Source organism: Rubinisphaera margarita (assembly GCF_022267515.1).
Lineage (GTDB): Bacteria > Planctomycetota > Planctomycetia > Planctomycetales > Planctomycetaceae > Rubinisphaera > Rubinisphaera margarita.
The window spans coordinates 63,083-86,529 of sequence record NZ_JAKFGB010000005.1 but is presented as its reverse complement, the minus strand read 5'-3'; the positions used below and the strand labels follow the sequence as shown (position 1 = coordinate 86,529).

18 protein-coding genes are annotated in these 23,447 nt (G+C 57.8%); 8 read left to right on the top strand and 10 right to left on the bottom strand.

Going from position 1 to position 23,447, the window contains the following annotated elements:
- Positions 1–9: 9 nt before the first annotated feature.
- Complete coding sequence (locus L1A08_RS01310; RefSeq protein ID WP_238753355.1) at positions 10–474, top strand: 6-pyruvoyl trahydropterin synthase family protein; 465 nt, start codon at positions 10–12, stop codon at positions 472–474.
- 50 nt (positions 475–524) lie between these two features.
- Here the strand turns inward: L1A08_RS01310 and L1A08_RS01305 are convergent, their stop codons facing one another.
- Positions 525–1,556, bottom strand: a complete 1,032-nt coding sequence (locus tag L1A08_RS01305) for a SelL-related redox protein (protein ID WP_238753353.1) — start codon at positions 1,554–1,556, stop codon at positions 525–527.
- Positions 1,557–1,931: 375 nt separating this feature from the next.
- Here L1A08_RS01305 and L1A08_RS01300 point away from each other — a divergent pair, with 375 nt between their 5' ends.
- Entirely contained in the window at positions 1,932–3,284 is a 1,353-nt protein-coding gene (locus L1A08_RS01300; protein WP_238753351.1) for a sulfatase-like hydrolase/transferase, read from the top strand.
- A 9-nt stretch (positions 3,285–3,293) separates the two neighbouring features.
- On the opposite strand, the gene L1A08_RS01295 is transcribed toward L1A08_RS01300, so the two are convergent.
- From L1A08_RS01295 to L1A08_RS01285, 3 genes are all read right to left on the bottom strand, one after another.
- On the bottom strand, positions 3,294–4,217 hold the full coding sequence (locus L1A08_RS01295) for an ATP-binding response regulator (RefSeq protein WP_238753349.1): 924 nt from the start codon (positions 4,215–4,217) through the stop codon (positions 3,294–3,296).
- A gap of 61 nt (positions 4,218–4,278) precedes the next feature.
- Positions 4,279–5,184 (bottom strand): FHA domain-containing protein, encoded by a 906-nt coding sequence (locus L1A08_RS01290; protein ID WP_238753347.1) that lies wholly within the window; start codon positions 5,182–5,184, stop codon positions 4,279–4,281.
- Positions 5,185–5,360: 176 nt separating this feature from the next.
- A complete protein-coding gene (locus L1A08_RS01285) occupies positions 5,361–8,864 on the bottom strand; it encodes a PAS domain-containing protein (protein ID WP_238753345.1) in 3,504 nt (1,167 codons plus the stop codon).
- Between the two features lie 279 nt (positions 8,865–9,143).
- Here L1A08_RS01285 and L1A08_RS01280 point away from each other — a divergent pair, with 279 nt between their 5' ends.
- The 4 genes from L1A08_RS01280 (at position 9,144) to L1A08_RS01265 (ending at position 12,805) form a co-directional block, all read left to right on the top strand.
- Entirely contained in the window at positions 9,144–10,043 is a 900-nt protein-coding gene (locus tag L1A08_RS01280; RefSeq protein WP_238753343.1) for a response regulator, read from the top strand.
- Positions 10,040–10,408 (top strand): STAS domain-containing protein, encoded by a 369-nt coding sequence (locus L1A08_RS01275; RefSeq protein ID WP_238753341.1) that lies wholly within the window; start codon positions 10,040–10,042, stop codon positions 10,406–10,408. Before L1A08_RS01280 ends, L1A08_RS01275 begins: the two co-directional genes overlap by 4 nt.
- Positions 10,409–10,483: 75 nt before the next feature.
- Positions 10,484–12,364, top strand: coding sequence for a DUF5060 domain-containing protein (locus tag L1A08_RS01270; protein ID WP_238753339.1), 1,881 nt, complete (start codon positions 10,484–10,486; stop codon positions 12,362–12,364).
- Positions 12,365–12,472: 108 nt separating this feature from the next.
- Positions 12,473–12,805, top strand: coding sequence for a hypothetical protein (locus L1A08_RS01265; protein WP_238753336.1), 333 nt, complete (start codon positions 12,473–12,475; stop codon positions 12,803–12,805).
- 30 nt (positions 12,806–12,835) lie between these two features.
- On the opposite strand, the gene asnB is transcribed toward L1A08_RS01265, so the two are convergent.
- The 4 genes from asnB to gltX form a co-directional block, all read right to left on the bottom strand.
- Positions 12,836–14,755, bottom strand: coding sequence for an asparagine synthase (glutamine-hydrolyzing) (gene asnB / locus L1A08_RS01260; RefSeq protein WP_238753334.1), 1,920 nt, complete (start codon positions 14,753–14,755; stop codon positions 12,836–12,838).
- Between the two features lie 72 nt (positions 14,756–14,827).
- Entirely contained in the window at positions 14,828–15,676 is an 849-nt protein-coding gene (rfbD, locus tag L1A08_RS01255) for a dTDP-4-dehydrorhamnose reductase (RefSeq protein ID WP_238753332.1), read from the bottom strand.
- A gap of 75 nt (positions 15,677–15,751) precedes the next feature.
- Positions 15,752–17,455 carry a glutamine--tRNA ligase/YqeY domain fusion protein gene (locus tag L1A08_RS01250; RefSeq protein WP_238753330.1) on the bottom strand — a complete coding sequence of 568 codons (1,704 nt, stop codon included), beginning with the start codon at positions 17,453–17,455 and terminating at the stop codon, positions 15,752–15,754.
- Positions 17,456–17,593: 138 nt separating this feature from the next.
- The gene (gene gltX, locus L1A08_RS01245) at positions 17,594–19,183 is read right to left on the bottom strand and encodes a glutamate--tRNA ligase (protein ID WP_238753328.1); all 1,590 of its coding nucleotides are present in this window, start codon (positions 19,181–19,183) and stop codon (positions 17,594–17,596) included.
- Positions 19,184–19,474: 291 nt separating this feature from the next.
- Between gltX and L1A08_RS01240 the strand changes: the two genes are divergently transcribed.
- Together L1A08_RS01240 and L1A08_RS01235 are read left to right on the top strand one after the other, a co-directional pair.
- Positions 19,475–20,914: a pectate lyase gene (locus tag L1A08_RS01240; protein WP_238753326.1), complete on the top strand. Its 1,440-nt coding sequence runs from the start codon at positions 19,475–19,477 to the stop codon at positions 20,912–20,914.
- On the top strand, positions 20,911–21,321 hold the full coding sequence (locus L1A08_RS01235) for a GNAT family N-acetyltransferase (protein WP_238753324.1): 411 nt from the start codon (positions 20,911–20,913) through the stop codon (positions 21,319–21,321). Before L1A08_RS01240 ends, L1A08_RS01235 begins: the two co-directional genes overlap by 4 nt.
- A gap of 550 nt (positions 21,322–21,871) precedes the next feature.
- Here L1A08_RS01235 and L1A08_RS01230 read toward each other — a convergent pair.
- Positions 21,872–22,594 carry a class I SAM-dependent methyltransferase gene (locus L1A08_RS01230; protein WP_238753322.1) on the bottom strand — a complete coding sequence of 241 codons (723 nt, stop codon included), beginning with the start codon at positions 22,592–22,594 and terminating at the stop codon, positions 21,872–21,874.
- Entirely contained in the window at positions 22,542–23,366 is an 825-nt protein-coding gene (locus L1A08_RS01225) for a TrkA C-terminal domain-containing protein (protein WP_238753320.1), read from the bottom strand. Before L1A08_RS01225 ends, L1A08_RS01230 begins: the two co-directional genes overlap by 53 nt.
- Positions 23,367–23,447 lie beyond the last annotated feature (81 nt).

The window sequence follows — 23,447 nt, the reverse complement described above, 5'->3', positions numbered from 1 at the left end:
ACCTTCCCGATGATTATTCAAAAGAGCTACAAGTTCTACGCGGCTCATCGTAACGAAGAGCTGCCCGACAAATGCAGCAATATTCACGGGCATCGCTACGGAGTGATCTGTCACTTCGAGGTCGAACGGGACGGAGCGATTTCAACGCTATTCGGCGACTTCGATCGTCTCGTCGAGCCACTGCTCAAGGACAACTACGATCATTCCATGCTGATCCACGAGAACGATCCGCTCTACGAAACCCTGCAGGGGCATATGGAACGGACGGGCGAATGCCTGCGGCTCAAAGTAATGCCGCGACCGACCAGCGTGGAGAATCTTGCCTACGTCCTGTTCACCGAAATCACCGATCTCGGCTTTCGGCTCGAACGGCTCGACATTCAGGAAACTGATACCTCGATCATCCATTACAGCCGCGAAGACTGGCTCAGCGATCGAGCGGTCTTCGAAACGGAGGCGACGGCCAACCGCTGAGACTGTTCCGACCAGAATAGGCGAAGCAGTCGCGAATATTTCTTTTCCGGTCAACGAGAGGCGGAAGCGGTCGAGGAGTTGGGGTGCCCCGGTGTGTCCTGTTCGACGCCGCTGGCCAGCAACAGATACTCCGGCCGATCGGCAACCGAAGCGTGGCGATAGCTCTTCAGCACTTGGCCATCGCGAAGCAGGAAGACGCCTGGCATTCGGAAGCCGTTGCCATTCAATCGCCCAATACGATGCCCCGCCGCGAAGGCCTGCATTCCGGCCCAGAGTACTTTGGCACCAAACAGCTGGGTGAAGTCGCCGATCCGCAACCCGAACGACTCGTAAAGCTTGCAGTACGGATCGCGAAAGCAGTGAACGTCGCTCAGATTGTTCTTTTCGAGCAGATCGTCCGGCTCCTGCTGCCCCATGTGCACGAGGGCGATCGTGGTTCCGGCCGCTTCGATTTCCCCACGCAGACGTCCGACATCAGCCAGCGTCTGTCGACAGAAAGTGCATCCGGAATGGCGGAGGAACACCACCAGTACGTTTCGTCGCCGTGAAAGTTCCAGCAACGTCTGTCCAAACTGACTCGTGACGTGAGTCATCGGATCGAACTGATCGCGTTTCGGCCGAATGCGGATCATCGAGTACTCGGCCTGATTGGCTCGGGCGGCTCGCCAGAGAATCACCGTGAACGGAATACCCCAGATCAGATCGTTGGTCAGGATTGTCCAGCCAACTGACCACGGCAGACGACCGTTGATCATTGCGCTGGCGAATCCGATCGGACCGAAGATTTTCCCCAGTAACCCGACCAGAATGATCGGCCAGTGACGGTAAGGGTCCGAGGCGGCAATCAGATACCCGATTCCGTAAACGCCAACGATCATTCCGATCGCCTGCCAGAACTCGGGATAGTTCAACATGGGATCGAGGCTGAGCCAGTTCAGCAGCGTTACCGGAAACAGAACGACCGCAGCCCCCCAGATCACGTTGTACAATCCCGCCCCGACGAGAACCGACTTCATCCATCCTTCAGGCGTCAGGATGTCGGACTGCTTCTCGGAGGGCTGACGTTCCAGATCTGAAATCATGATTCCTGATACTCGTCTGAGGAGGGTTCGCCTGCGAAACGAGCGACCGCCGAAGAGTGGCGGTTGACATGCAGGACACAACGGACTCTGTGTTATAGTCCCGGTCGGGACCGTCACAACTGAAAAAGTCATCCGTGGCTCGGAAACCCTCGAACCGCTTCCCAGGAATCCCGGCTAGAACAGATTCCGTAAGAGTAGCGGGCTTCAGCGAAGTAAGTTGGTCATTTGCAGGCCTTTTATCGCTCATACGTCGCTACTCGGTCGAGCAGATTGCTCGACACGACGGACTGGGTGCTTTTCGGGTCGGATTTGACCCGCTCCTCGGCAACGGACAGAATGAGACCGCCGTTTACGTGCTCCAGCTTGGGAATCGATATGCGTCTTCAACTGCTAATCCTCTGCCTGTTTGCTGTTTGCCTGGTCACTTCTTCTGAGGCGGCTGGAAAACGTCCGCCCAATATCGTCCTGATTCTGGCCGACGATCTGGGTGTCGAAGGATTGAACTGCTACGGCGGCACGAGCTACCGCACTCCACGGCTGGATCAACTGGCCGCCGAAGGTAGGCGGTTCACCCAGGCATATGCTCAACCACTGTGCACGAACACCCGGATTCAGCTGATGACCGGGCTCTACAACAATCGCAACTGGCTCTACTTCGGCTGCATGGATCCCAATGCCCGCACGTTCGGTCACGAACTTCAGGCCGCTGGTTACCGAACGTGCATGGCCGGGAAGTGGCAACTCCACAGTTATGACCCGCCCGATTACCCGGGAGCGGACCAGCGACGCGGCACCGGCATGAGAATCGAAGACGCCGGCTTCGACGAATACAGCGTATGGCATGCCGGACATACCGAAGACAAAGGGCATCGTTACGCCGACCCGACCATTTACGAAAATGGCAAGATCCGAAAAGACACGCAGGGGAAATACGGCGAAGACCTGTGGGTCGACTTCATCTCAGATTTCATCGACCGGGAAGCCGACGGCGACCAACCCTTTTTCGTCTACTACGCCATGTGTCTGCCTCACTGGCCGTTCGTGCCGACACCGCGGAGCGAAGAATGGGGCATCGAAAGTGAGATGCATCCCCCGCTCGGAACGACTGGCGGAGACAACAAGTACTTTCCCGACATGGTCTCCTACATGGACGAAGTCGTCGGTCGACTGGTCGATCACATTGAGGCCGCCGGCCTGGGGGAAGAAACGCTGATTATCTACTACAGCGACAACGGGACGGACAAACGGATCATTTCCGACACAAGTTTTGGCACCGTCGCCGGCGGCAAAGGGGATATGACCCGAGCCGGCACGCAGGTCCCGTTGATCGTACGCTGGACGGGCACCATCGAGCCGGGAATCAGCGATACTCTCGTCGATTCCACCGACTTTCTGCCGACTTTCCTCGCAGCTGCAGGGAAGCCGATCGAGCCCACTCAGCAGCTGGATGGCCGCAGCTTCTACCCACTCCTGCTGGGACAGAAGCACACTCCACGGAAGTGGACATTCTGTCATTTCGATCCGGCACCGGGCTGGGACAAAGAGAAGTTTGTCCGGTCGCAGTCGGTGCACGACGGGCATTACAAACTTTACGACGACGGCCGGCTGTACGATATCCGGCTCGATCCGCTCGAACAGCTTCCGTTGCGTCGATCTGTGGAGACCAGCCGCCTGCGCGACGAGTTTCAGGCCGTTCTCGATCGAATGAATACGCCCGATAACAACTGACCGAACGGTTTACGTCCCGGCCGGCTCCGGGTCTTCGCTGTAGATCATCTCTTCGTCGGTTGAAGCACAGTGCTTGATCAGCGTGACCTGATTTCCGGTCTCATTGAATTCGACATGATCCATGACCGAATGCATGAGCACGAGGCCGCGATAACGGGGATCGATCGACTCGTCCGCGTTGGTCATCATCTGCTGGACGTCGAAGCCAGGTCCTTCGTCCGAGATGATGAATCGGGCCGACTGTCGATCGATCTGGATTTCGAAGTTAATCCACCGGTCGCAGAACGGTCGTTGATGACGGCGTTCACTGATCAGGACCTCCCGGGTGCCGCTGTTGCCACCGGTTTGATCCATTTCGAGATTCCCCCGGAAACAGGCATTCTCCAGAGCTTCCCGGAGCCCGATGCCGACACGCAGCCGCTCGGTTTCGTCCGCCAGCCGCATGCTTCTCAACATGTTCAGAGACAGGTCGACCGCGAGACGAATCACCCGCAGATCGTTCGGAATGCGGAACCGGGTCTTCGTTCCATCCATGTAGTGCATCAGATGAGCGCGGGACTGCTGCCCCTGTGCGGTACAGAGAACCTGCTGCACGATTTCGAGGAGATGTTCTGACATTCTCCGCTTGGGAATGTAGCTGGCCGCACCGGCTTTGAGGGACTCGGCCGCGACTTCTTCACTTCCCTGGCCGGTCATCAGAATGACGGGAATTTCGGGATGATCGAACCGAAGCGCCCGCACCAGTTCGATGCCGGTCATCTGAGGCATGTGCAGGTCGGTCAGGACGAGATCCGGAAACGCGGACTGCATACGGGAGAGAGCTTCCACCCCATTGCCCGCCTGGATCACCTCGTGCGCACCCGTCCGCGTGAGCAGACCTTCCACGAGTGTTCTGTCGGCCTTGGAATCGTCTACAACGAGAATCTTCGCCATCACTTTTCCCTCAAGCACACAAGGTCAGAGTCGGCCGCTCCTTCAGAAAATGCGCAGCGTTCTACTCCAGTTGATATCGCTCACGTTTGAATTCGTCGTCTTCTTCGAGCCACTTTGGCGCGTTCTCCCCCGCCAGCTTTTCCAGGCCGGCTTTTTCAAGCAGGCTCTTCGCGAAGGTCTGTTTCTGTTCCACAGGAGCCTCGCCGATGGCCGTGTAACTGATCGTATACCGAAGGACGCCGATCGAGATCACGTCGTCAGGGAAAACCCATTCCTGCTCGACCGGACCGTGGTTAATCTTCACTCCGTTCGTGCTGCCCAGGTCTTTGATCCGCCAGTGCCCCCGTTCCCAGGTCAGTTCGCAGTGCTCTCCAGAGACTTTGCCGTTATTGATCTGGAGATCGCAATTTGGCTTTCGTCCGATGAGGATCGATCGCTTTCTGAGTTCGATTGGATCGCCGCCGCCAGCGGGAATGAGATTGCCGTTGGGCGGAGCCTGGTCGACATCGATTTCACCGGACGAAATCGGCACCTTCTGCGTGGCGCCCGCATCACACACAGCCGTGTCAGCCGGGTGAATGTAATCGGCCAGTTTGGGACTGGACGAAGGCTCTTCGCGATCCGCCAGCAGCGGAGAAGAATACTGTAGTCGCAGCCGGAATCGTCCCACGTTGACGAGACTTCCAGGCATCACGACCGTCTTCTGCCGAATGATCTGGTCGTCGACGCCGACTTTGTCGTGCTCAAGCGGTTCGAAGTACCAGAAACCGTCGTCCCAGAGCAACTGGCAGTGGAAGTCTGCGATCCGGTCGCGATCAATGCGTAGATTGCAGGTGGGATGACGTCCGATCACGATGAGTTCGCGATTCAGAATGACTGGCTTGCCGCCGGCAACAGGAATCAATTCGCCGTACATTATCGTCTTCATCAACGTCGCGGCTGCGACGATGCCGTAATGAACCTTCAAACTTTGCCTTGCGGGAGAGCCTGGAAATTCCGGACTCGAACCGCCCTCAGATCGGAGCGTTCTACCGTGTGTCCACGTCGAAGCGAATCTCGCCTGAATCGCTGCATTCTACGCAGATGGAACGGCTGGACCTTAAGGGAAACTGCTCCAATTCACTGAATATTCTTCGGCACGATCTAATGCAATTCAAGATAAGCCTCTAACTCAGCCCGCAGATCTTCCAGAGCTCCGTTAAGTCGAGCAAGCATTTCGCAACAGGTTTCGGCCTGTCCACCGATACATCGCTGTTCCATTTCACTGGCGATTTCGCGGGCCGTCTCCGCTCCCAGGCTGCTGCAGACGCCTTTGATAAGATGCGTCAGCCGTCTGGTCGTCTCGGCGTCGCCGGTCGAGAGCGACTCCGCCAGATCTCGCTGGTGCTGCGGGCATTCTTCAAGAAAAGCCTTGATAATCAGCTTAAGCAGGTCTTCATCCCCGTCGACGGTCTTGAGGGCCTCTTCGAGAGAGAACTGCTGAAAACCGGAAATCTCCGGGGTAGGATCCTCAGAATCCGACCCGGTTTCGAGCAGCTCCTGTGCGGGAAAACACTGAAAAATGGCCTCGCGCAATTCGGCCGTGCGAATGGGCTTGGACACATATCCGTCCATTCCCCCCGCCAGACAGCGTTCCCGATCCCCTTTGATCGCGTGAGCCGTCATGGCCACGATGGGAATCGGATTCCGTGGCAAATGCGAGAATTGACCGGCCGCCTGACAGCTGCGAATCTGGGCGGTTGCTTCGATACCATCCATTTCCGGCATTTGCACATCCATGAGGATGAGGTCGTAGGGAGCTTTTCCGAGCTCTTCAAGTGCCTGCCTGCCATTGGATGCGATCGTCACTGTGTGTGACCACTTCTCCAGCAGTCCGCGAGCCAGCACCTGATTGGCGTAGGCATCTTCGGCCACAAGGATTCTCAGCGACGGCATCCGGTTATTGTTCTGTTCCAGCGGAACCGGCTGTTCGAGCAGATGCGTGATTCCCAGTGCCTGTCCGATGGCATCGAGCAATTCGGACTGCTTGACCGGTTTCATCAAATGAGCCGATACACCGAGCTCCGCACAGCGGGCAAAGTCGCCTGGCCGGTCTCCGGATGTGAGAACCATAATGATGGGCTGAGTGATGTCTTTTGTTTCTCGAATCCGGTCAATCAGCGTGAACCCGTCGACGTCCGGCATGTTGACATCGGTCAGAATCAACGGGAATTCCTGACCGTACTTCGGCCCATCCTTAATCGCCCAGTAGGCTTCGGCAGCACTCGAGACGACGTGCGGCTGCATCCCGCGGACGCGGAGCATTTCCTCGACGATCCGCCGGTTCGTCGCATTGTCATCGACAATCAGCACGGGCATGCCGATCAGTCGTTCCGGAGTTGCCCGCATGCCCCGGCTCTCGAATTCGCCGGCCAGCTCGAAATCGACGGAGAATGTAAACGTGCTCCCGCTGCCGGGCTCACTGCGAAGATCAATCTCTCCGCCCATCAGCGCCACAAGCCGTGATGTAATGGCCAGCCCCAGACCGGTGCCTCCGAAACGACGCGTCGTCGATGCGTCGACCTGTTCGAAGGCTTCGAAGATATACTTCTGCTTATTCTCCGGAATGCCGATCCCGGTATCACGAACACAGAAGTTGACTCTCGTCGTCGCCCCCTGCTCTTCCGCCGTGACGTCGACAAGCACTTCGCCCTTCTCGGTGAACTTGATCGCGTTCCCCACGAGATTGACCAGAATCTGCCGCAGGCGAGCCGGATCGCCAATGATGCCGCGAGGAACATCCGGAGAGATGTGGAATGCCAGCTCAAGCTTTTTTCGATGCGCTCTCACGGCGATTGACTTCATCGTGTCGCCAAGCGTTTCGTGCAGATCGAAGGGAATGCAATCCAGCGTGAACTTGCCTGCTTCGATTTTGGAGAAGTCGAGAATGTCGTTAATGAGTTCGAGGAGGACTTCGCCGGACTCGCGAACCATCCGCAGATACTCCCGCTGGGAATCGTCCAGCTTGGTATCCTGCAACAACTCGGTCATGCCGATCACGGCGTTCATCGGTGTTCGGATCTCGTGACTCATGTTGGCGAGGAAATCGCTCTTGGCCCGGTTCGCGGCGTCGGCGATATCGCGAGCTTTGGTCAGCTCCAGCTGCGCCTTCTTCAGACCGGTAATATCCCGTCCGATCCCGACCAGACCGATGACTTCCCCTTCGGGATTCCGAATCGGCACCTTGGTGGTGAGGAAGTACGTGACATTACCGTCGCTGTCCTCGTTCACTTCCTCCCGGGCAATCAGCTTGTCGCCGCTCCGCATCACCCGCTGGTCGTCTTCCTGGAAGCTGGCGGCGAGCTCGGGCGGAGAGAAATCGTAGTCGGTCTTGCCGATCAGTTCATCGGGATGATCGATCCCGAAGTATCGCGCGAGAGACTGATTTCCTTTCGTGAATCGTCCCTGACGATCCTTGAAGAAAATGACATCGGGCAGACCGTCCATCAACGTCCGCATCAGATCGCGCTCCCGCTCCAGCGCATGTTCCGCCAGAACGAGATCGGTAATGTCGCGAGAAATCCCAAACGTTCCGACGACTTCTCCTTTCGCATTCCTCAGGGGCATCTTCGTTGTGGAACACCACGTATCGGGGCGATCGGCCCAGGTTTCCCGTTCCACGTGCGCCACGAGCGGCTTGCCCGTTTCAAGGATTCTCTGTTCATCCTGCCGGGCCTCCCCGGCGTGTTCGGCCGTGAAGAAATCGCTGTCGCTCAATCCGACGGCTTCCTCGGCAGACGAGAGGCCAAACTTCTCGGCCATGCTCTTGTTGATTCGCAGAAAGCGACTCTCTCGATCCTTGAAGTAAATCGAGTCGGGAATATTTGTCAGCAGCGACTGCATCAGGGAGTTTTCCTGCGCGAACGCTTCTTCAATCCTGCGACGTTCGGTGACATCCCAGAAGAGAACCTGGACCCCGTTCGGATTGCCGCGGCCATCGAGAATTGGCGCTTTGATCGTTTCGATCCAGCCTTCACGACCATCAGGATAGGTCACCTTCTCGCAATGCTTGAGAACCTCTCCGGTCTGGAGGACGTGCCGATCGTCCCGCTCGTAATTCTCAGCGATTTCCGGCCGGAACAGATCTCGATCGGTCTTGCCGATGAGTTCCTCAAGAGCGAGTTGCCGCATCGCGAGATACTGACCGTTCGCGTAGGTCCGGCGTCCTTCCGCATCCTTCAACAGCAGGCAGACGGGCAACTGTTCGAAGACGGAGCGAAAGCCTGAGTCCTCGATTGTTTCGGAATCGCTCGTTGTTTCGACGATGGATGCGGTGCCGACCACATAGGTCTTCTCGCCCAGCTCGATCTTCTTGATCTGTTGATTCAGCTGAAGACTGCGACCGTTCTCAAGTTGCAGGTGAGTCCCATGCACTTCTCCGTCAGCCGCCTGATAATGCTGGCGAAACATCGGACGATCATCCTGAGGAATCAGCAGTTCCCACCAGAGAGAATGTTCCTGCAGTTTGCCCAGCGACACTCCCCAGACATCGAGTGCCGTCCGGTTCGCCTGGACAAGTTCGCCAGACGCAGCGTCCGCGATCCACACCAGCAATTGCGGGTGATCGAGCGCTGCAAGAAACTCGTCAAGTGGCAGAGACACCACCATACGACTGCCCCGGAGAATGGAGTGACAAATAGACAGGCCCCCAGAACATACCAGTTTTCGTCGTCGTATGCATGGAAAATCTGATGAATTCGATAATCAATCGCAACGGGCCCCTCAGCGACACCGCAATCGCGTCATTCCATCTCATGAATCATTACGACCGATGCTGAAAAGTCGGTGATTGAGAGAGCCCCTTCTGAAAGTCGTTGACGACCGCATGACATGGAGATATAAACGACTTGTGATCAGTACTTCTGCAGAGTTTGCCTGGAGCAGCACATGACATCAATTCTGGTGGTCGACGATTCTCTGTTCGACCTGAAACGTGCCGCTCTGTTGCTCGAAAAACAGATTCCCGAAACAACCATCCTTTCCGCATCCGATGGACAGGAAGCGCTCAAGGTCATCGCAGAGCATCATCCGAGCGTTGTCGTCACCGATCTCCAGATGCCCAACATGAATGGCCTGGAACTGGTGATGGAAGCTCAGTCCCGCTTCCCACTCATTCCGGTGGTGCTGATGACGGCTGCCGGCAGCGAGAAGATTGCCGCCGAAGCCCTGATGAAGGGAGCGGCCAGCTACGTCCCCAAAAAGCAACTCGCGGTCGATCTCTCCGCGGTGGTCTCCCGCCTGCTCGGTCGGGCCCGCGAAAAGTCCCATCAGAAGCAACTGCTCAACAGTGTGGTCGAAGTCACGTTCGTCCTGGAAAACGACCGGGCTTTGCACACGGCATTCGTTCAGGAACTGCGGGAAGCTCTCGAATGTCGGGAGATGTTCTCTGAGAACGACTGCTTTCGTATCACAACAGCCGTCGACGAGGCGTTGTCGAACGCCTACTACCACGGCAACCTCGAAGTCAGTTCGAAACTTCGGGAACAGGACATCAGCTCCTTCGAGAAACTGGCTCAACGTCGCTGTTGTGAAAAGCCTTATTGCGAAAGAAAGGTCCGGATTCACCTCAGTTTCCGGGAAGGCTTGAGTATTACCATCAGCGATCAGGGGCCGGGGTTCGATCCGAACAGTCTGCCAGACCCATTCGCTGAAGGTTTCGCAGAGCGCCCCTGCGGACGCGGAGTTTTACTGATGCGCTCATTTATGGACGAAGTTCATTTCAACGAGCACGGCAATCAGGTTAAACTGATCAAAAATTCCCCCTCGCTAACGAGCGTCTCATCATGAATCAGCCAATCCGATACACGATCTCTCGTGAAAACGATGTTCTGATCCTTCACTTTTCAGAACAGACTCGCTTCGATTCCACTGATTTCCGACAGGTCCTGCAGAACGATCTGAACGACGGCGATAACGCCAAGTGTCAGCACGTTATTATCGACTGCTCAGGAATGAAGTACACGAACTCTCTGTTCGTCGAAGCGGTTTTACGAATCGCTGCTGAGATGAAAAAACGCGACGGCAGCTTTTGCCTTTGCGGACTTGAGCCTTTCGTGCGCGACCTGGTGCATGTGACTCAGCTCGATCATCGCTGGACGATCTATGACGATCGCGCCGCGGCGATGGCCGCTCTCGAAAAAGCCTCGTCCTGAGTGCTCGCCGGCTGATCGGCCACGACTTTGTCCGATTCCTGTCTCCCGTTCTGCTTCGCTTTCCAGGGTTGTGAAATGGTGCGCTGTCTGTTTCCCCAACTGCTTCTCTCGACCGTCTTGTTGCTCACCTCGGCAACCCATTTCGCCGACGCCCAGGAGGCTCGGATTGAAGGAACGAAAGAGCCCTGGCACAAGCTGACGTTATCATTCACCGGCCCGGAGTGTTCCGAGACTGATACCGAGCCAAACCCGTTTCGCGACTACCGGTTCAGCGTGACCTTCCGTCATGCCGACTCAGACGCAACGTTCAAAGTCCCCGGTTTTTTCGCCGCTGATGGACGCGCTGCGGAAACTTCGGCTGACCGTGGGAATGTCTGGCGGGCTCATTTCGCCGCTCCGCACGCCGGACGCTGGACTTGGGAAGTCGAGTTCGTTCAAGGCAGGCTCGCCGCCATTCAGACAGGCGAGAAAACGGAACCTGTCGCTCCTCTGCATGGTCAGAAAGGCGAATTCACCCTCAGCGAGAGTTCCTCTGAAAAAGGCAGTCCTTATGCTCGCGGTCGGCTGATTCATAACCAACTGCGATATTTGACCTACGCGGAAACCGGCGCTCCCTTCCTGAAGTTCGGCCCCGATGCCCCGGAGACATTGCTCGGTTACAGCGATTTCGATGGAACCGTTTCCCGCTCGAAAAAAGGTCCGCTCAAGAACTGGGAACCGCATCGCCGTGACTGGAACGCCGGCGATCCCACCTGGAAGTCGGATCGAGGCAAGGGATTGATCGGAGCCTTGAACTATCTCAGCGACGCCGGTTGCAATGCCTTCTCGTTTCTCACATACAACGCCGGCGGAGATGGCGACAACGTCTGGCCATTCGTCGCTCGCGATCAGCCGCTCCACTTTGACTGTTCCAAACTCGACCAGTGGGGGATCGTGTTCGACCATGCTCAATCGCGCGGGCTGTTTCTGCACTTCAAGCTTCAGGAGACTGAAAACGACGACGTCTTCGCCGGTCATAACCGGAACACCAAAGACGTTCCGACCGCTCTGGATGGCGGCGACACCGGGATCGAACGCAAACTCTATCTACGGGAACTCGTCAGCCGGTTCGGCTATCTGCTCGCCATGGAATGGAATCTCGGCGAAGAGAACACACAGACTTTCGCTCAGCAGAAGGCGATGGCCCAGTATCTGGCTGAGATCGATCCTTATGATCATCTGATCGTGCTGCACACATTCCCCAACGAACAGGAACAGGTCTATGAACCGTTCCTCAATGAAGAAACACCGCTTGGCGGCCTCTCTCTGCAGAACTCCTGGTCCGCAGTCCACGAGCGGACACAGACCTGGCTGAGGCGATCCCGCGAGGCGGGGAAGCATTGGGTCATCTGCAACGATGAACAGAACCCGGCCGGTCTCGGCGTGCCACCCGATCCCGGATATCAGGGGCATTCTGGCGTCGCCGTGGAGAAGAATGTCTCATACGACCTGCACGATATTCGCCGCAAGACGCTGTGGGGCAATCTGATGGCCGGCGGAGGCGGCGTGATGTACTACTTCGGCTACAAGTTGCCGGAAAACGATCTGGTTTGTCAGGACTTTCGCAGCCGCGCCCGCTCCTGGGACTTCGGACGGATTGCATTGAAGATTTTCGACAGCCTGCCGGTTCCCGTGCACGAACTTACCCCAGCCGACGAGCGAATCCAGGGGTCGAAGGATTCGTACTGTCTGGCGAAAGACGGATCGCTCTATGTGCTCTACCTCAGCAAAGGAGGCTCGATTCAGGTCGATCTGAGTCGGGAACAGGCCACCTTCGATGTGGTCTGGCACAACCCCCGAACAGGCGGCGAACCGATTCAGTCCAGCCGGTCTGTCAAGGGTGGCGGAACGGTATCGATTGGGCCACCGCCTGCGGAACTTGAAGAAGACTGGGTCGCGGTCCTGAAAAAGCGTTGACCGGCGTGGCAGACTCTGACGGTTATGCCGGTTAGCCGGTTGTATCGACCTTGCGATGTGAAGGAATCGAAGTGGGCCTGCGGGCGAGGCCAGCCGATTCCTTGCAGTATGAATTTCGAAGACCTCACATTGCTGGAAGAACATCCCCATTGTCTGGCCCTGCTCCAGGCTTACGCCCGGGCACAGGCCGCCGCCGAAGCTCAGAGCTCCTGGCATGGCCGCACCTCGGTTGGAAGCCTCGCCGAAGCGGACGAGACTGATCAGATCGACCAGTCATCTCACGGACACGGCCTGCTCATCGCCTATGGTTTTCTGGATGTCGAACTCGGCGACCGCCGCGATGGAATTCAATATCGCCTGACGACTGAGGGATCCCAGCTGTTCAAACTGTGGGAATCGGGCGTCCGTCCCAATTCTGGCGATCTGGCGGAATCCGCGTAAGCCTCATGTGGCCGCACTGGTGAGTGCCGCTCACATCCACTCGCGATACCACTGCTGGAACATCAGGATATCCCAGAGGGGATACTGGAGATTCTGGCGTCCGGAACAGTGCTCTTCCCAAGTCGATCGCACGACCTGATTCTGCAGCAGGCCATGTTCGTTCAGGCTCGAATCGCTGAGCAGATCTTCCGCCCATTCCCGGAGGGAGCCACGCAGCCAGTCTCCAATCGGGATTCCGAAGCCGACCTTCGGACGATCGACGAGTTTGGATGGAACATAGCGATCGAGCACGGCCCGCAGAATCTTCTTGCCGTTGTCGCCCTCGTAGCGATAATGCGCCGGCAGTGACCAGGCAAATTCGACGACGCGGTGATCGAGCAAAGGGACCCGGGCTTCCAGTGAAACCTGCATGCTGGCTCGATCGACTTTGGTCAGAATGTCATCGGGCAGATAGGTCAACGTGTCGAGAGCCATCCATTTAAGTCGCGGCAATTCGAGTTGATCGAACGGAGCTCCGAATCCAATCGTCCGGCTCGGATCCGACACCTCGGCCGCCATGATCTCGCCCGGCATCCAATGGCGGTGCAGTTGGGCGTAAAGCTCTTCCGGACTTCCGACTTTTCCGACTTCGGCCATCTTCCGCAATCGTTCCGGCTGAAACGTTTCCGGAGCATATCGCCCAAATTTTTCGAGAAGCGACGCGGCCGTCTTCCTCCCCGGCACGTGCTGCAGTCGATCCCATAGCCCATCCAGATGGACGTATCGGTTATAGCCGCCGAACAGTTCGTCTCCGCCGTCTCCCGAGAGCGAGACCGTGACATCGCGTCGAGCCAGTCTCGAAACAATGCAGGTCGGAATTTGCGACATATCGGCGAACGGTTCATCATAGACAGTGGCGAGTTGAGCGATCACATCACGGGCATCTTTCGGCGTGATGCATAACTCGTGATGTTCGGTTCCGAGATGCTCCGAGATTCGATGGGCGTAGGGCGCTTCATCGTAATCGTGTTCATCAAATCCGATCGTGAACGTCTTGACCGGCAGAGATCGCTGCCGCTGCATCATCGCCACCACCAGCGAGGAATCGATCCCGCCTGAAAGAAACGCGCCGACCGGAACATCAGCCAGCATCCGCAGTTCGACCGCATCCCGCAGCAGTTGATCGAGCCGCTCGACCGCCTCGTCAAAGGAACCGCTGAAACCGTTCGTCGATCCACGACGGATCACTTCATGCAGATCCCAGTAACGAACCGGTTCAAGCTGATCGATATCCGCAACACGATCGGCCCCATCTTCGATCGCAATCTCGAGCAGACAGCCGGGGGGTAGTTTGCGAATCCCGTCGAAAATTGAGTACGGAGCCGGGATATAGCAGTGACGCATGAGCAAGGCGACTGCTGACGGATCGATGGAATTCTGAAACGCGGGGTGCCGTCGGATGCTCTTCAGTTCCGACCCGAAGACGAAATCATTCCCGACTCGCCCATAGTAAACCGGTTTGATCCCGATCCGATCGCGAACCAGAGTCAGCCTTCGCTCATGGCGATTCCAGACGGCGAAGGCAAACATGCCGATCAGCTTCGGCAGCGTTTCACGCAGACCCCATTTTGAGATCGCCGCCAGTAGCACTTCGGTATCGGAGTGCCCGCGGAACCTCGCTCCCTCGCTTTCGAGTTCGGCCCGAATCGCCGGCGAGTTGTAGATCTCGCCGTTGTAAACGAGCACGAATCGGCCGCAGGCCGAGAGCATCGGTTGATGCCCCTGCTCGGACAGATCCAGAATCGACAGCCGTCGATGCCCGAGGGCGATTCCCGCCGCGGCGTCGGACCAGACGCCCTCATCATCGGGACCGCGGGTCTGCAACGCGTCGGCCATCTCCCCCGCGACGGAGGTGAGGTGCTCCACGGTCTGCGTGCCCGGCTGTGTGAGAAACCCCGCAATGCCGCACACGATTCATACCACTTTCACTACTGTTGACTGACATCGTTCCTCACCGAGGATAGACCTTCAGGTCACCGACGGTCAATCCGTCTCCCCGGATAGATACTCCCCAAGCGCCTCTTCGATGGAACGCATCTTCCGGCCGGTCGCCTGCTCGTACTTTCCACAAGCGAGCACACTGTAGGCAGGTCGTTCCGCGGGAGCAGCGTAATCTTCACTCGAAACGGGCGAGAGATCGGCGTCGATTCCTGCAGTCGAGAAGATCATCGTGGCGAAGTCATACCAGCTGACTGCACCGGAGTTGACGACATGAAACAGCCCGGTCGCCTGCGTTTCTTCCAGAGCCAGAATCGCTTCAGCCAGATCAGAAATTGACGTCGGTGAACAGATCTGATCATCGACCACTCGCAGCGGTTTCCCGGCTCGACCGAGCCGCAGCATGGTGCGGACAAAGTTTCCGGTCCCGCCCTCGCCATAGAGACCGCATGTCCGAATCACGAGACGGTCTCGACAGATCGAGCGGACAAAATACTCCCCGGCCAGCTTTGTGGCGCCGTAAACGCTCACCGGTCTCGGAAGCTCACTCTCCGGCAACGGAGTGCTGCGTTCACGGTCGCCGGCAAATACGAAGTCGGTGCTGATGTGAATCAATCGGCAATCCCGGTCGCGGCAGATCTGCGCGAGGTTCCGCGGTCCGAGTGCATTCCCCTGCCAGGCTTCGACCGGTTCCGTCTCGGCCAGATCGACCTTGTTGTAAGCCGCACAGTTGATGATCAGCCGCGGCTGTTCGCGATCGAACGCTGCCTCGATCTGATCGGGCTGGGTGATGTCCAGTTCGGCCCGCATGAGCGGCTTCGCCTCAGGAAGACGGCGAGCCAACTCCGAACCGAGTTGCCCCTGACCGCCGGTAATGAGAATGCCTGGTTTCATAGGCTGGAAGTGAACTCACGTTGAAGGACGTCCCAGAAGAACAAGCTCGCGACCGAGACACAGAACTGTCTGTGTTTAACCCTTTGACTTCACCTTCTGCCAGGTGTCTTTCAGCGTGACGGCGCGATTGAAGACCGGCTTGTCAGCCGTGCTCGTTGTGTCGACGCAGAAGTAGCCGAGTCGTTCGAACTGGAACTTGTCACCCGGGTTGACCTGGCCCAGCGACGGCTCCAGTCGGGCATTCTCGTTGATCTGCAGAGAATCCGGGTTGAGGTTGTCCTTGAAGTCTCCCCCTTCCGGGACATCAGACGGATTCTCCACACGGAACAGATGATCGTAGAGCCGCACTTCGGCGGCGATCGACTGTTCAACCGGCACCCAGTGCAGTGTCGCCTTGACCTTCCGGCCATCGGGAGCGTTGCCCCCTTTGGTTTCCGGGTCGTAGGTGCAATGCAGTTCGGTCACGTTGCCGTCGACGTCTTTGATGACCTCGTTGCAGCGAACGAAATAGGCATACCTGAGCCGAACTTCGCGGCCCGGTCCGAGACGGAAGAACTTCTTCGGTGGATCTTCCATGAAGTCGTCGCGCTCGATGTAGAGTTCGCGGCCGAAAGGGACCTTCCGTTTTCCGAACGACTCATCAGCGGGATGGTTGGCCGCGTCGAGTTCTTCGCTCTCGCCTTCGGGGTAGTTCGTGATGACCACCTTGAGCGGATTGAGCACCGCCATCCGGCGTTCGGCTCGCGTGTTGAGGTCATCCCGCAGCGAGTTCTCGAGCACGGAGAGATCCGTCGTTCCTGAATACTTCGTGACGCCGATCGTCCGGCAGAAGTTGCGAATCGCTTCCGGCGTATAACCCCGGCGACGAATCCCGGCCAGGGTCGGCATCCGGGGATCGTCCCAGCCTTGAACGTGCTTGCCCTGCACCAGTTCGAGCAGACGCCGTTTGCTCATCACGGTGTAGGTCAGGTTCAAACGGGCGAACTCGTACTGCCGCGACGGGAAGATCCCCAGCTGAGCGATGTACCAGTCGTAGAGCGGACGATGAATCTCGAACTCCAGGGTGCAGATCGAGTGGGTCACTTCTTCGATCGAATCGGACTGCCCGTGAGCCCAGTCGTACATCGGATAGATGCACCACTTGTCGCCCGTGCGATGGTGGGGCGTGTGCATGATGCGGTACATGATCGGATCGCGGAGGCTCATGTTCCCGGCAGCCATATCGATCTTCGCCCGCAGCACATGTGCTCCGTTCGGGAACTCGCCCGCTTTCATTCGGCGGAACAGATCGAGGTTCTCTTCGACGCTGCGATCCCGATACGGGCTCGGCGTACCCGGCTCATTCACCGTGCCCCGCTGCTCGCGAATCTCGTCCAGCGTACCGCTGTCGACGTAAGCAAGCCCCTGTTTGATCAGCTCTTCGGCCCACTCGTACAACTGCTCGAAGTAATCGCTGGCGTAACACTCCTGATCCCATTCAAAGCCGAGCCAGCGAACATCGTCCTTGATCGAATCGACGTATTCGGTCTCTTCTTTGGACGGGTTGGTATCGTCGAAGCGCAGGTTGCACTTGCCGCCGAACTCCTGGGCGATTCCGAAATTCAGGCAGATGCTCTTGGCGTGCCCGATGTGCAGATAGCCGTTCGGTTCGGGCGGAAAGCGGGTCTGGACGCGCCCACCATGGGTTCCCTCGGCCACATCCCGAGCCACGATCTCACGAATGAAGTCGACCGGCTTGCTCGAAGCATCCTCGGCCGCGCTGGAGTTCTCTTTGGACATACTGCAGATCCTTGCAGGAAACGTTGATCGTTGCCGAATAGGTCGGGGTGCGGGGCCACGGCACCCCTGGATGGTCTCTCACTCAAACCGACCGCAGATTCCTTCGGCCGGTTCGCAGGCGTATTGTAGAAGGCTGGCTCACGATTGAGAATCGGAGTTGGCGGCTTGGTGGATGCAGCGATTGATGCGATCGACGCAGCGTTCGCAGCCGAGGATGGCCATAGCGTCGAACATCCCGACGCCCGATCCCTTTCCGGTAACCGCCACGCGGAGGGCGTGGATGATCTGGCCGATCTGGATTTCGTTCTGCTCAACCCAGTCGTGCACGAACTTATCGAATTCCTCAGCGGTCGACGCCGACGAGGTTTTCAGTGCCTCAGCCAGATCCCGCAACAGCCGGATGGCGTCTTCATTCTTCAGAACTCGCTTCTTGAACGCTTTGTCGTCGTAGGTCAGTTCAGAATCCGCTGTGAAGAACTCGTCGTACTTCAGGATATCGCTGAACAGGACAAGTCGATCGCCGACAGCGGTGATGACCTTCTCGACATAGTCCTTGCCGACAACATCCTCCCGTTCCGACATGTAATCAGCCGCCGTGAGATATGGAAGGCAGCGGCTCGCCTTCTCGCTGAGCGGAACTTCGTTCATCCAGTGCGACTGGAAGCTGAGCAGTTTGTCGGGGTCAAAGCCGGCCGGCGACTTCACCACGCGATCGAGCGAGAAATTGTTGATGATCGTCTCGCGGCTCATGATTTCCGACTGATCATCGAGCGACCAGCCGATGCGCGCCAGGGCGTTGAACACGGCGTCCGGCAGGTAGCCGATCTTCTCGTAGTATTCGACCATCACCGGGTCGAGGCCGAGTTCCTGCTTCAGGCCGAGCAGCGGGAAGATAAAATCGCCGTGCTGGAAGAGCATCTTGAACTTCGGGTTCTTCCGATACTGTTCCAGCTTCCGCTTGCTCATCTTTTCCTTGGTGCCGGGGGCGGCCACGTACGGAATGTGAGCGAACGTCGGACGAGTGTAGCCAAGGGCGTCGAACAGCAGAGCCTGCACGGGCGTATTCGAGAGATGCTCTTCGGCTCGAATGACATGCGAAATCTGCATCGCGGCATCGTCGACCACCGTAGCGAAGTTATACAGTGGCGTGCCGTTGCCTCGCATGATGACCGGGTCGGGCATCGTCGTCGGATCGAACTCGACACGTCCGCGGACTTCGTCGTCAATCACAATCTTCTCGCCGGTCTCGCGGGGAACGACGAAGCGAATGACGTAATTCTCACCCGCGTCGATCTTCGACTGGACGTCAGCCGAACTCAGTTCGAGATCGTCGCGGTTGTTGATGTAGTTCCGCTTTTCTTTCTCGGCGGCTTCCCGTTCGGCTTTCGCCCGTTCCGGCGGAGTGAAGTCGTAGAAGGCGAGCCGCTGTTCGACCAGCTTCTGGCAGGCCGCGGTATAGAGTTCATTCCGCTGCGACTGAAAATAGGGGCCAAAATCGCCGCCGACTTCCGGACCTTCATCCCAGCCGAGTTCGAGCCAGCGAAACGCCTGCAGAATCGGTCCGAGGGCGCTTTCGACATTGCGAGCCTGATCGGTATCGTCGATCCGCAGAATGAACGTCCCCTGATGCCGGCGGGCGTACAGCCAGTTGAACAGAGCGGTTCGCATGCCGCCGATGTGCATGTAACCGGTCGGGCTGGGAGCAAATCGGGTCCGGATGGCATTCATAGGAAAATGGTTTCAGCTGGGAGTGTGAACGGTAGGTAAAGTCCCCGGATGGCACAGAGAAGAACTCTGTGGAATCCTCTTGATCCGATGTTGAACGGTCGCTTCCATGGCCGCCCGAGTGTGGACAAGGCGCCCGTGCAGCGTGGTGAATGGAGGCAGCGAAACCGTAACAATCCGGCCGGGAATCATCAATCGTGGCCTGCCGAGGCTTCAGGAACAGATCCCTCCCATGGTATGGTGTTGATGCGTTCGGCTCCCTGTCTGATGATTCGCTTTCAAGGATCGCTCAGTATGCGTCTGCTTCCCTCCGTGACTGGCCTGCTGGCTGTTCTCATGTTCTCCGCTTCCGCCGCGGCTCAACCGAGCCAGGACGAGATGATCACGACGTTGAAGAAGGCGGCGGACTTCTATATTGAGAACTGTTCCAAGCACGGCGGCTACGTCTGGCGATACAGCAACGATCTGAAACTGAGTGAGGGAGAAGCCGAGACGCCGGCCGATGTGGTCTGGGTCCAGCCGTACGGAACCCCGTCGATCGGATCGAGCCTGCTGCGCGTCTATGAAGTGACGGGCGACCGCAAGTATCTCGAGGAAGCTCTCAAAACGGGCGAAGCGCTCGTTTCCGGGCAACTTCATTCCGGCGGGTGGTTCTACTCCATCACGTTTGATCCGGAAGAGCGGAAGAAGTGGGGCTACCGCGACAATGTCGGTTTCCGCATCAGTTCTTCCCGGAAGAACAAGACGAACATCACCACGCTCGATGATGACACAACCCCGGCAGCCGTGCGGTTTCTGATTGAACTCGACGCGGCTCTGAATTTCCGCAATACGGAGATTCACGATGCCGTCCGCTTTGCTCTGGATTCTCTGCTGCTGGCTCAGCACCCGAACGGCGGCTGGGCTCAGAACTGGGACCGGCATCCCCGCAATCCGGTCTGGCCCGAGTATCCCGTTCTCGCCGCCTCGTATCCATCGGAGTGGAGCCGCGTCTGGCTGAATGACTGGACTGGCAAGTATTACCTGAACGACAACGTTAGCGGCAACATGATCGACACGATGCTGCTCGCGTCGAAGCACTATCAGGATTCGCGCTATCTGGAGTCGGCAAAGAAGACCGGCGACTTTCTGTTGCTGGCCCGGATGCCCGAGCCTCAACCGGCGTGGGCACAGCAGTACAACGAACAGATGCACCCGGTCTGGGATCGCAAGTTCGAGCCCCCCTCAATCGCCAGCGATGAAACGCAGGAAACGCTGGAATCGCTGATAACGCTCTACGAATGGACCGGCGAGGAGAAGTATCTTGAACCGGTCCCCGGCGCTCTGGCGTGGCTGAAAAAGTCGCTGCTTGACGATGGCCAACTGGCCCGTTTCTACGAATTGAAGACGAACCAGCCGCTCTATTTCGTGGTCGAGGATGGCAGATACAACCTGACCAGCAGCGATGCCAATCTGCCAACGCATTACGGCTTCAAGATTTCTTCCCAGATCGAAAAGCTCGAACGATTGTACGAACTGGTCCAGAAAGCCCGAAAGCCGGGAGAGCGTGTTCGTCGTCCATCCGCGAGCCGTCTGAACGAGATCGTCAGCTCTCTCGATGATCGGGGCGCGTGGACAGAACCGGGTCCGATGAAGGGTTACCGAAAAGCATCCCGCGAAGCGGTGATTACGTCCGAAATGTTTTACAAGAACGTCCGCGACCTGTGCGACGGGCTGCAGAATCCCCCCCGATGAAATTGACCTACCACGAAGAGACCAATCTGAATGTCGATGAGTTTATCGACGTTCTGCAACGTTCCACACTTGCCGAGCGGCGACCGATCGAGCGTCGCGAAATTATGGAAGGAATGCTCCGGAAGGCCGACATTCTGGTTGGAGCCCGCACCGAGAGCGGACAACTGGTCGGCATCGGCCGGGCGCTGTCGGACTTCGCCGTCTGCACGTATCTGGCCGACCTGGCTGTCGACGTCGACTGGCAGGGACACGGCATCGGCACCGAGATTCTCAATCGAATTCACGACCGAGCGGGCCGCCATACGAAACTGATCCTCCTGGCCGCCCCAAAGGCGGTTACGTTCTATCCGCACATCGGACTGGAACAACATCCCTCATGCTGGATTCGCACCGAGGTGGTGGAGTAGTTAACCGGATGGCGTTCCTCCGGGGTGGCCCCGAAAGATTCTTTCGGGACGGCGCAGCCGTGGGAGAACGGGAATAGACGACTTATTGGTGAGCGACGTCATTTAAGGGGAAGACGAAGCAGGGTTGTATTTTCACCCGTGCCAAACGGCATTCTCCGACGGCTTCGCCGCCCTGATAGCGGAGCTATCACGGCCACCCTTTTGCGGGGCGACACTTGATAGAGCAGCGTGTGGAAGCGACCCACGCGGCTGACCTGCTTCCAGTGACTGCGTCACTCAGACGCACTCGTCTGAGCCAACCCGGTTGTTTGACGCCCTCCGGGGTGGCCCCGAAAGATTCTTTCGGGGCGGCGCAGCCGTGGGAGGACGGGAATAGACGACTTACTGGTGAGCGACGCTATTCAAGGGGAAGACGAAGCAGGGTTGAATCTTCCCCCTCGCCAAGCGGCATCCTCCGACGGCTGCGCCGCCCTGATAGCGGAGCTATCAGGGCCACCCTTGTTTGCTGAAACGCGGAAGGCAAGCCTGCTGTTCTTCGTAGCACAGGTTCCTACCGTTTGAGGCCTCCGAAGGCGGCGAAGCAGGAGTTTTTGTGGAGGATGTCGACGTCGGTGAAGCCGACTTTGCGGAGCAGGTCAATCTGTTCCATCAGGGGGCGGGGCGTGTCTTCGTAGGCGATGTAGTCGAAGACGTGCTTCTGGTAGTCTTCGTCTTTCAGATCCGTCAGATAGTTTGCGTAACGGGTCCACATCAGTTGATCGATGGCTGTTGCGGAGCTTAAAACGAGATCGAAAATCCAGAAGGAACCACCGGGGCGAATCGCATCGTAAATCTTCTGAAAGACGGCTTCCCACTCTTCGTCGGAACGAAGATGATGCAACGTCGCGGCGGTCAGGACGATATCAAAGGACCCGGGCTGAAGGTCGAGATCGCGGATGTCGGCCTGATGGGTCGCCACATCGCCTTTGGTGACATCGAGAACCCGCTCCGACGCCTTGGTCAACATCGGTTGACTCAAATCAACGAGTGTTACCTTCATGCCAGGGCGCTGCTGGAGCATCTTGACGGAGTAGTTCCCTGCTCCACAGCCGATGTCGAGCAGGTCGCGGGCTTCGGGCGTGACAGCCGCGGCGGCCTGGCAGATCAATTCCATCGCCAGCGGGGCATCGACCGTAGCGGCCTGGCCGGTTTCGAGATTGGAGAAACGTTCCACATCGCCGTCAAAGCGTTTGCGGATCTCTTCGACTGTCGCTTTCGTTGCTGAGCTGCTCATCAACACTTACTTCCTCATCCAGTGCGGCCTGTTCTTCGACCGTTTCCACATGTTCGTCGATTGCCTCGGCGTGTGCCACGTCTCCCCTCCGCCCGGCTCGTCGCTCGTCGAGTTCCTGCACTCGATGGACCGGGCCGTAAAGAATGAGAAGATCACCGGGCTTCAGCACCGTATCAGCTTCCGGCGCTCCAAGATAGTGTCCCTCCTTCCGCTGGACGCCGAGAACGAGCACGCCTTCTTTCGTGAGCCGAAGTTGGCGCAGGCTGCGTTCGGCCAGCCAGTCGCGGGCCTGCACGACCATCTCAGAGACGACGTACCCTTCCCGCAATTGCAGAATCGCCACGTAGTCCCGGACTTCAAGTCGGGCGAAGCGTCGCAGCGACCAGGAGATTACGCGATTGAGATGACGTTCAATAATCCGGCTCGTCGCGAACAGCCAGAGAATTATGATCCCTCCCAACAGCACGAGCATCGTTCCCCACTGCAGACCGGTATCTTTCACCTGAATCAATGAAATCATCACGGTTGCCACGACGGTCGCGATTCCGAGATTCCCCAGGAGCATCAGCATCATGAGAATCCGGCGGCGGACCGGATGATTGACGATCGATTCGGATTCATTCGTCGTGAAGCCACATCCGGTGAATGCGGAACGGGCCTGAAAGCGGGCCATCTCGCTGGAGATGCCGGTCAACATCAGGGCCATGGCGGCGATCCGCGTCACCAGCAGCGACAAGAACAGCGTTATGAGCAATGAAACAATGGCGATCATGCGGCCCCCAGGCTCGTCGACTTCACCGGGCCAGAACAGCCGGGTCAGTGCGACAGATTTGTTGCCGCATTATAGACGATC

Bases quoted from the DNA above. Each gene is read 5' to 3' on its own strand.
- L1A08_RS01310 (WP_238753355.1), top strand. From the start codon at position 10: ATGATTATTCAAAAGAGCTACAAGTTCTACGCGGCTCATCGTAACGAA.
- L1A08_RS01305 (WP_238753353.1), bottom strand. From the start codon at position 1,556: ATGATTTCAGATCTGGAACGTCAGCCCTCCGAGAAGCAGTCCGACATC.
- L1A08_RS01300 (WP_238753351.1), top strand. From the start codon at position 1,932: ATGCGTCTTCAACTGCTAATCCTCTGCCTGTTTGCTGTTTGCCTGGTC.
- L1A08_RS01295 (WP_238753349.1), bottom strand. From the start codon at position 4,217: ATGGCGAAGATTCTCGTTGTAGACGATTCCAAGGCCGACAGAACACTC.
- L1A08_RS01285 (WP_238753345.1), bottom strand. From the start codon at position 8,864: ATGGTGGTGTCTCTGCCACTTGACGAGTTTCTTGCAGCGCTCGATCAC.
- L1A08_RS01280 (WP_238753343.1), top strand. From the start codon at position 9,144: ATGACATCAATTCTGGTGGTCGACGATTCTCTGTTCGACCTGAAACGT.
- L1A08_RS01275 (WP_238753341.1), top strand. From the start codon at position 10,040: ATGAATCAGCCAATCCGATACACGATCTCTCGTGAAAACGATGTTCTG.
- L1A08_RS01270 (WP_238753339.1), top strand. From the start codon at position 10,484: ATGGTGCGCTGTCTGTTTCCCCAACTGCTTCTCTCGACCGTCTTGTTG.
- L1A08_RS01265 (WP_238753336.1), top strand. From the start codon at position 12,473: ATGAATTTCGAAGACCTCACATTGCTGGAAGAACATCCCCATTGTCTG.
- rfbD (WP_238753332.1), bottom strand. From the start codon at position 15,676: ATGAAACCAGGCATTCTCATTACCGGCGGTCAGGGGCAACTCGGTTCG.
- L1A08_RS01250 (WP_238753330.1), bottom strand. From the start codon at position 17,455: ATGTCCAAAGAGAACTCCAGCGCGGCCGAGGATGCTTCGAGCAAGCCG.
- gltX (WP_238753328.1), bottom strand. From the start codon at position 19,183: ATGAATGCCATCCGGACCCGATTTGCTCCCAGCCCGACCGGTTACATG.
- L1A08_RS01240 (WP_238753326.1), top strand. From the start codon at position 19,475: ATGCGTCTGCTTCCCTCCGTGACTGGCCTGCTGGCTGTTCTCATGTTC.
- L1A08_RS01235 (WP_238753324.1), top strand. From the start codon at position 20,911: ATGAAATTGACCTACCACGAAGAGACCAATCTGAATGTCGATGAGTTT.
- L1A08_RS01230 (WP_238753322.1), bottom strand. From the start codon at position 22,594: ATGAGCAGCTCAGCAACGAAAGCGACAGTCGAAGAGATCCGCAAACGC.
- L1A08_RS01225 (WP_238753320.1), bottom strand. From the start codon at position 23,366: ATGATCGCCATTGTTTCATTGCTCATAACGCTGTTCTTGTCGCTGCTG.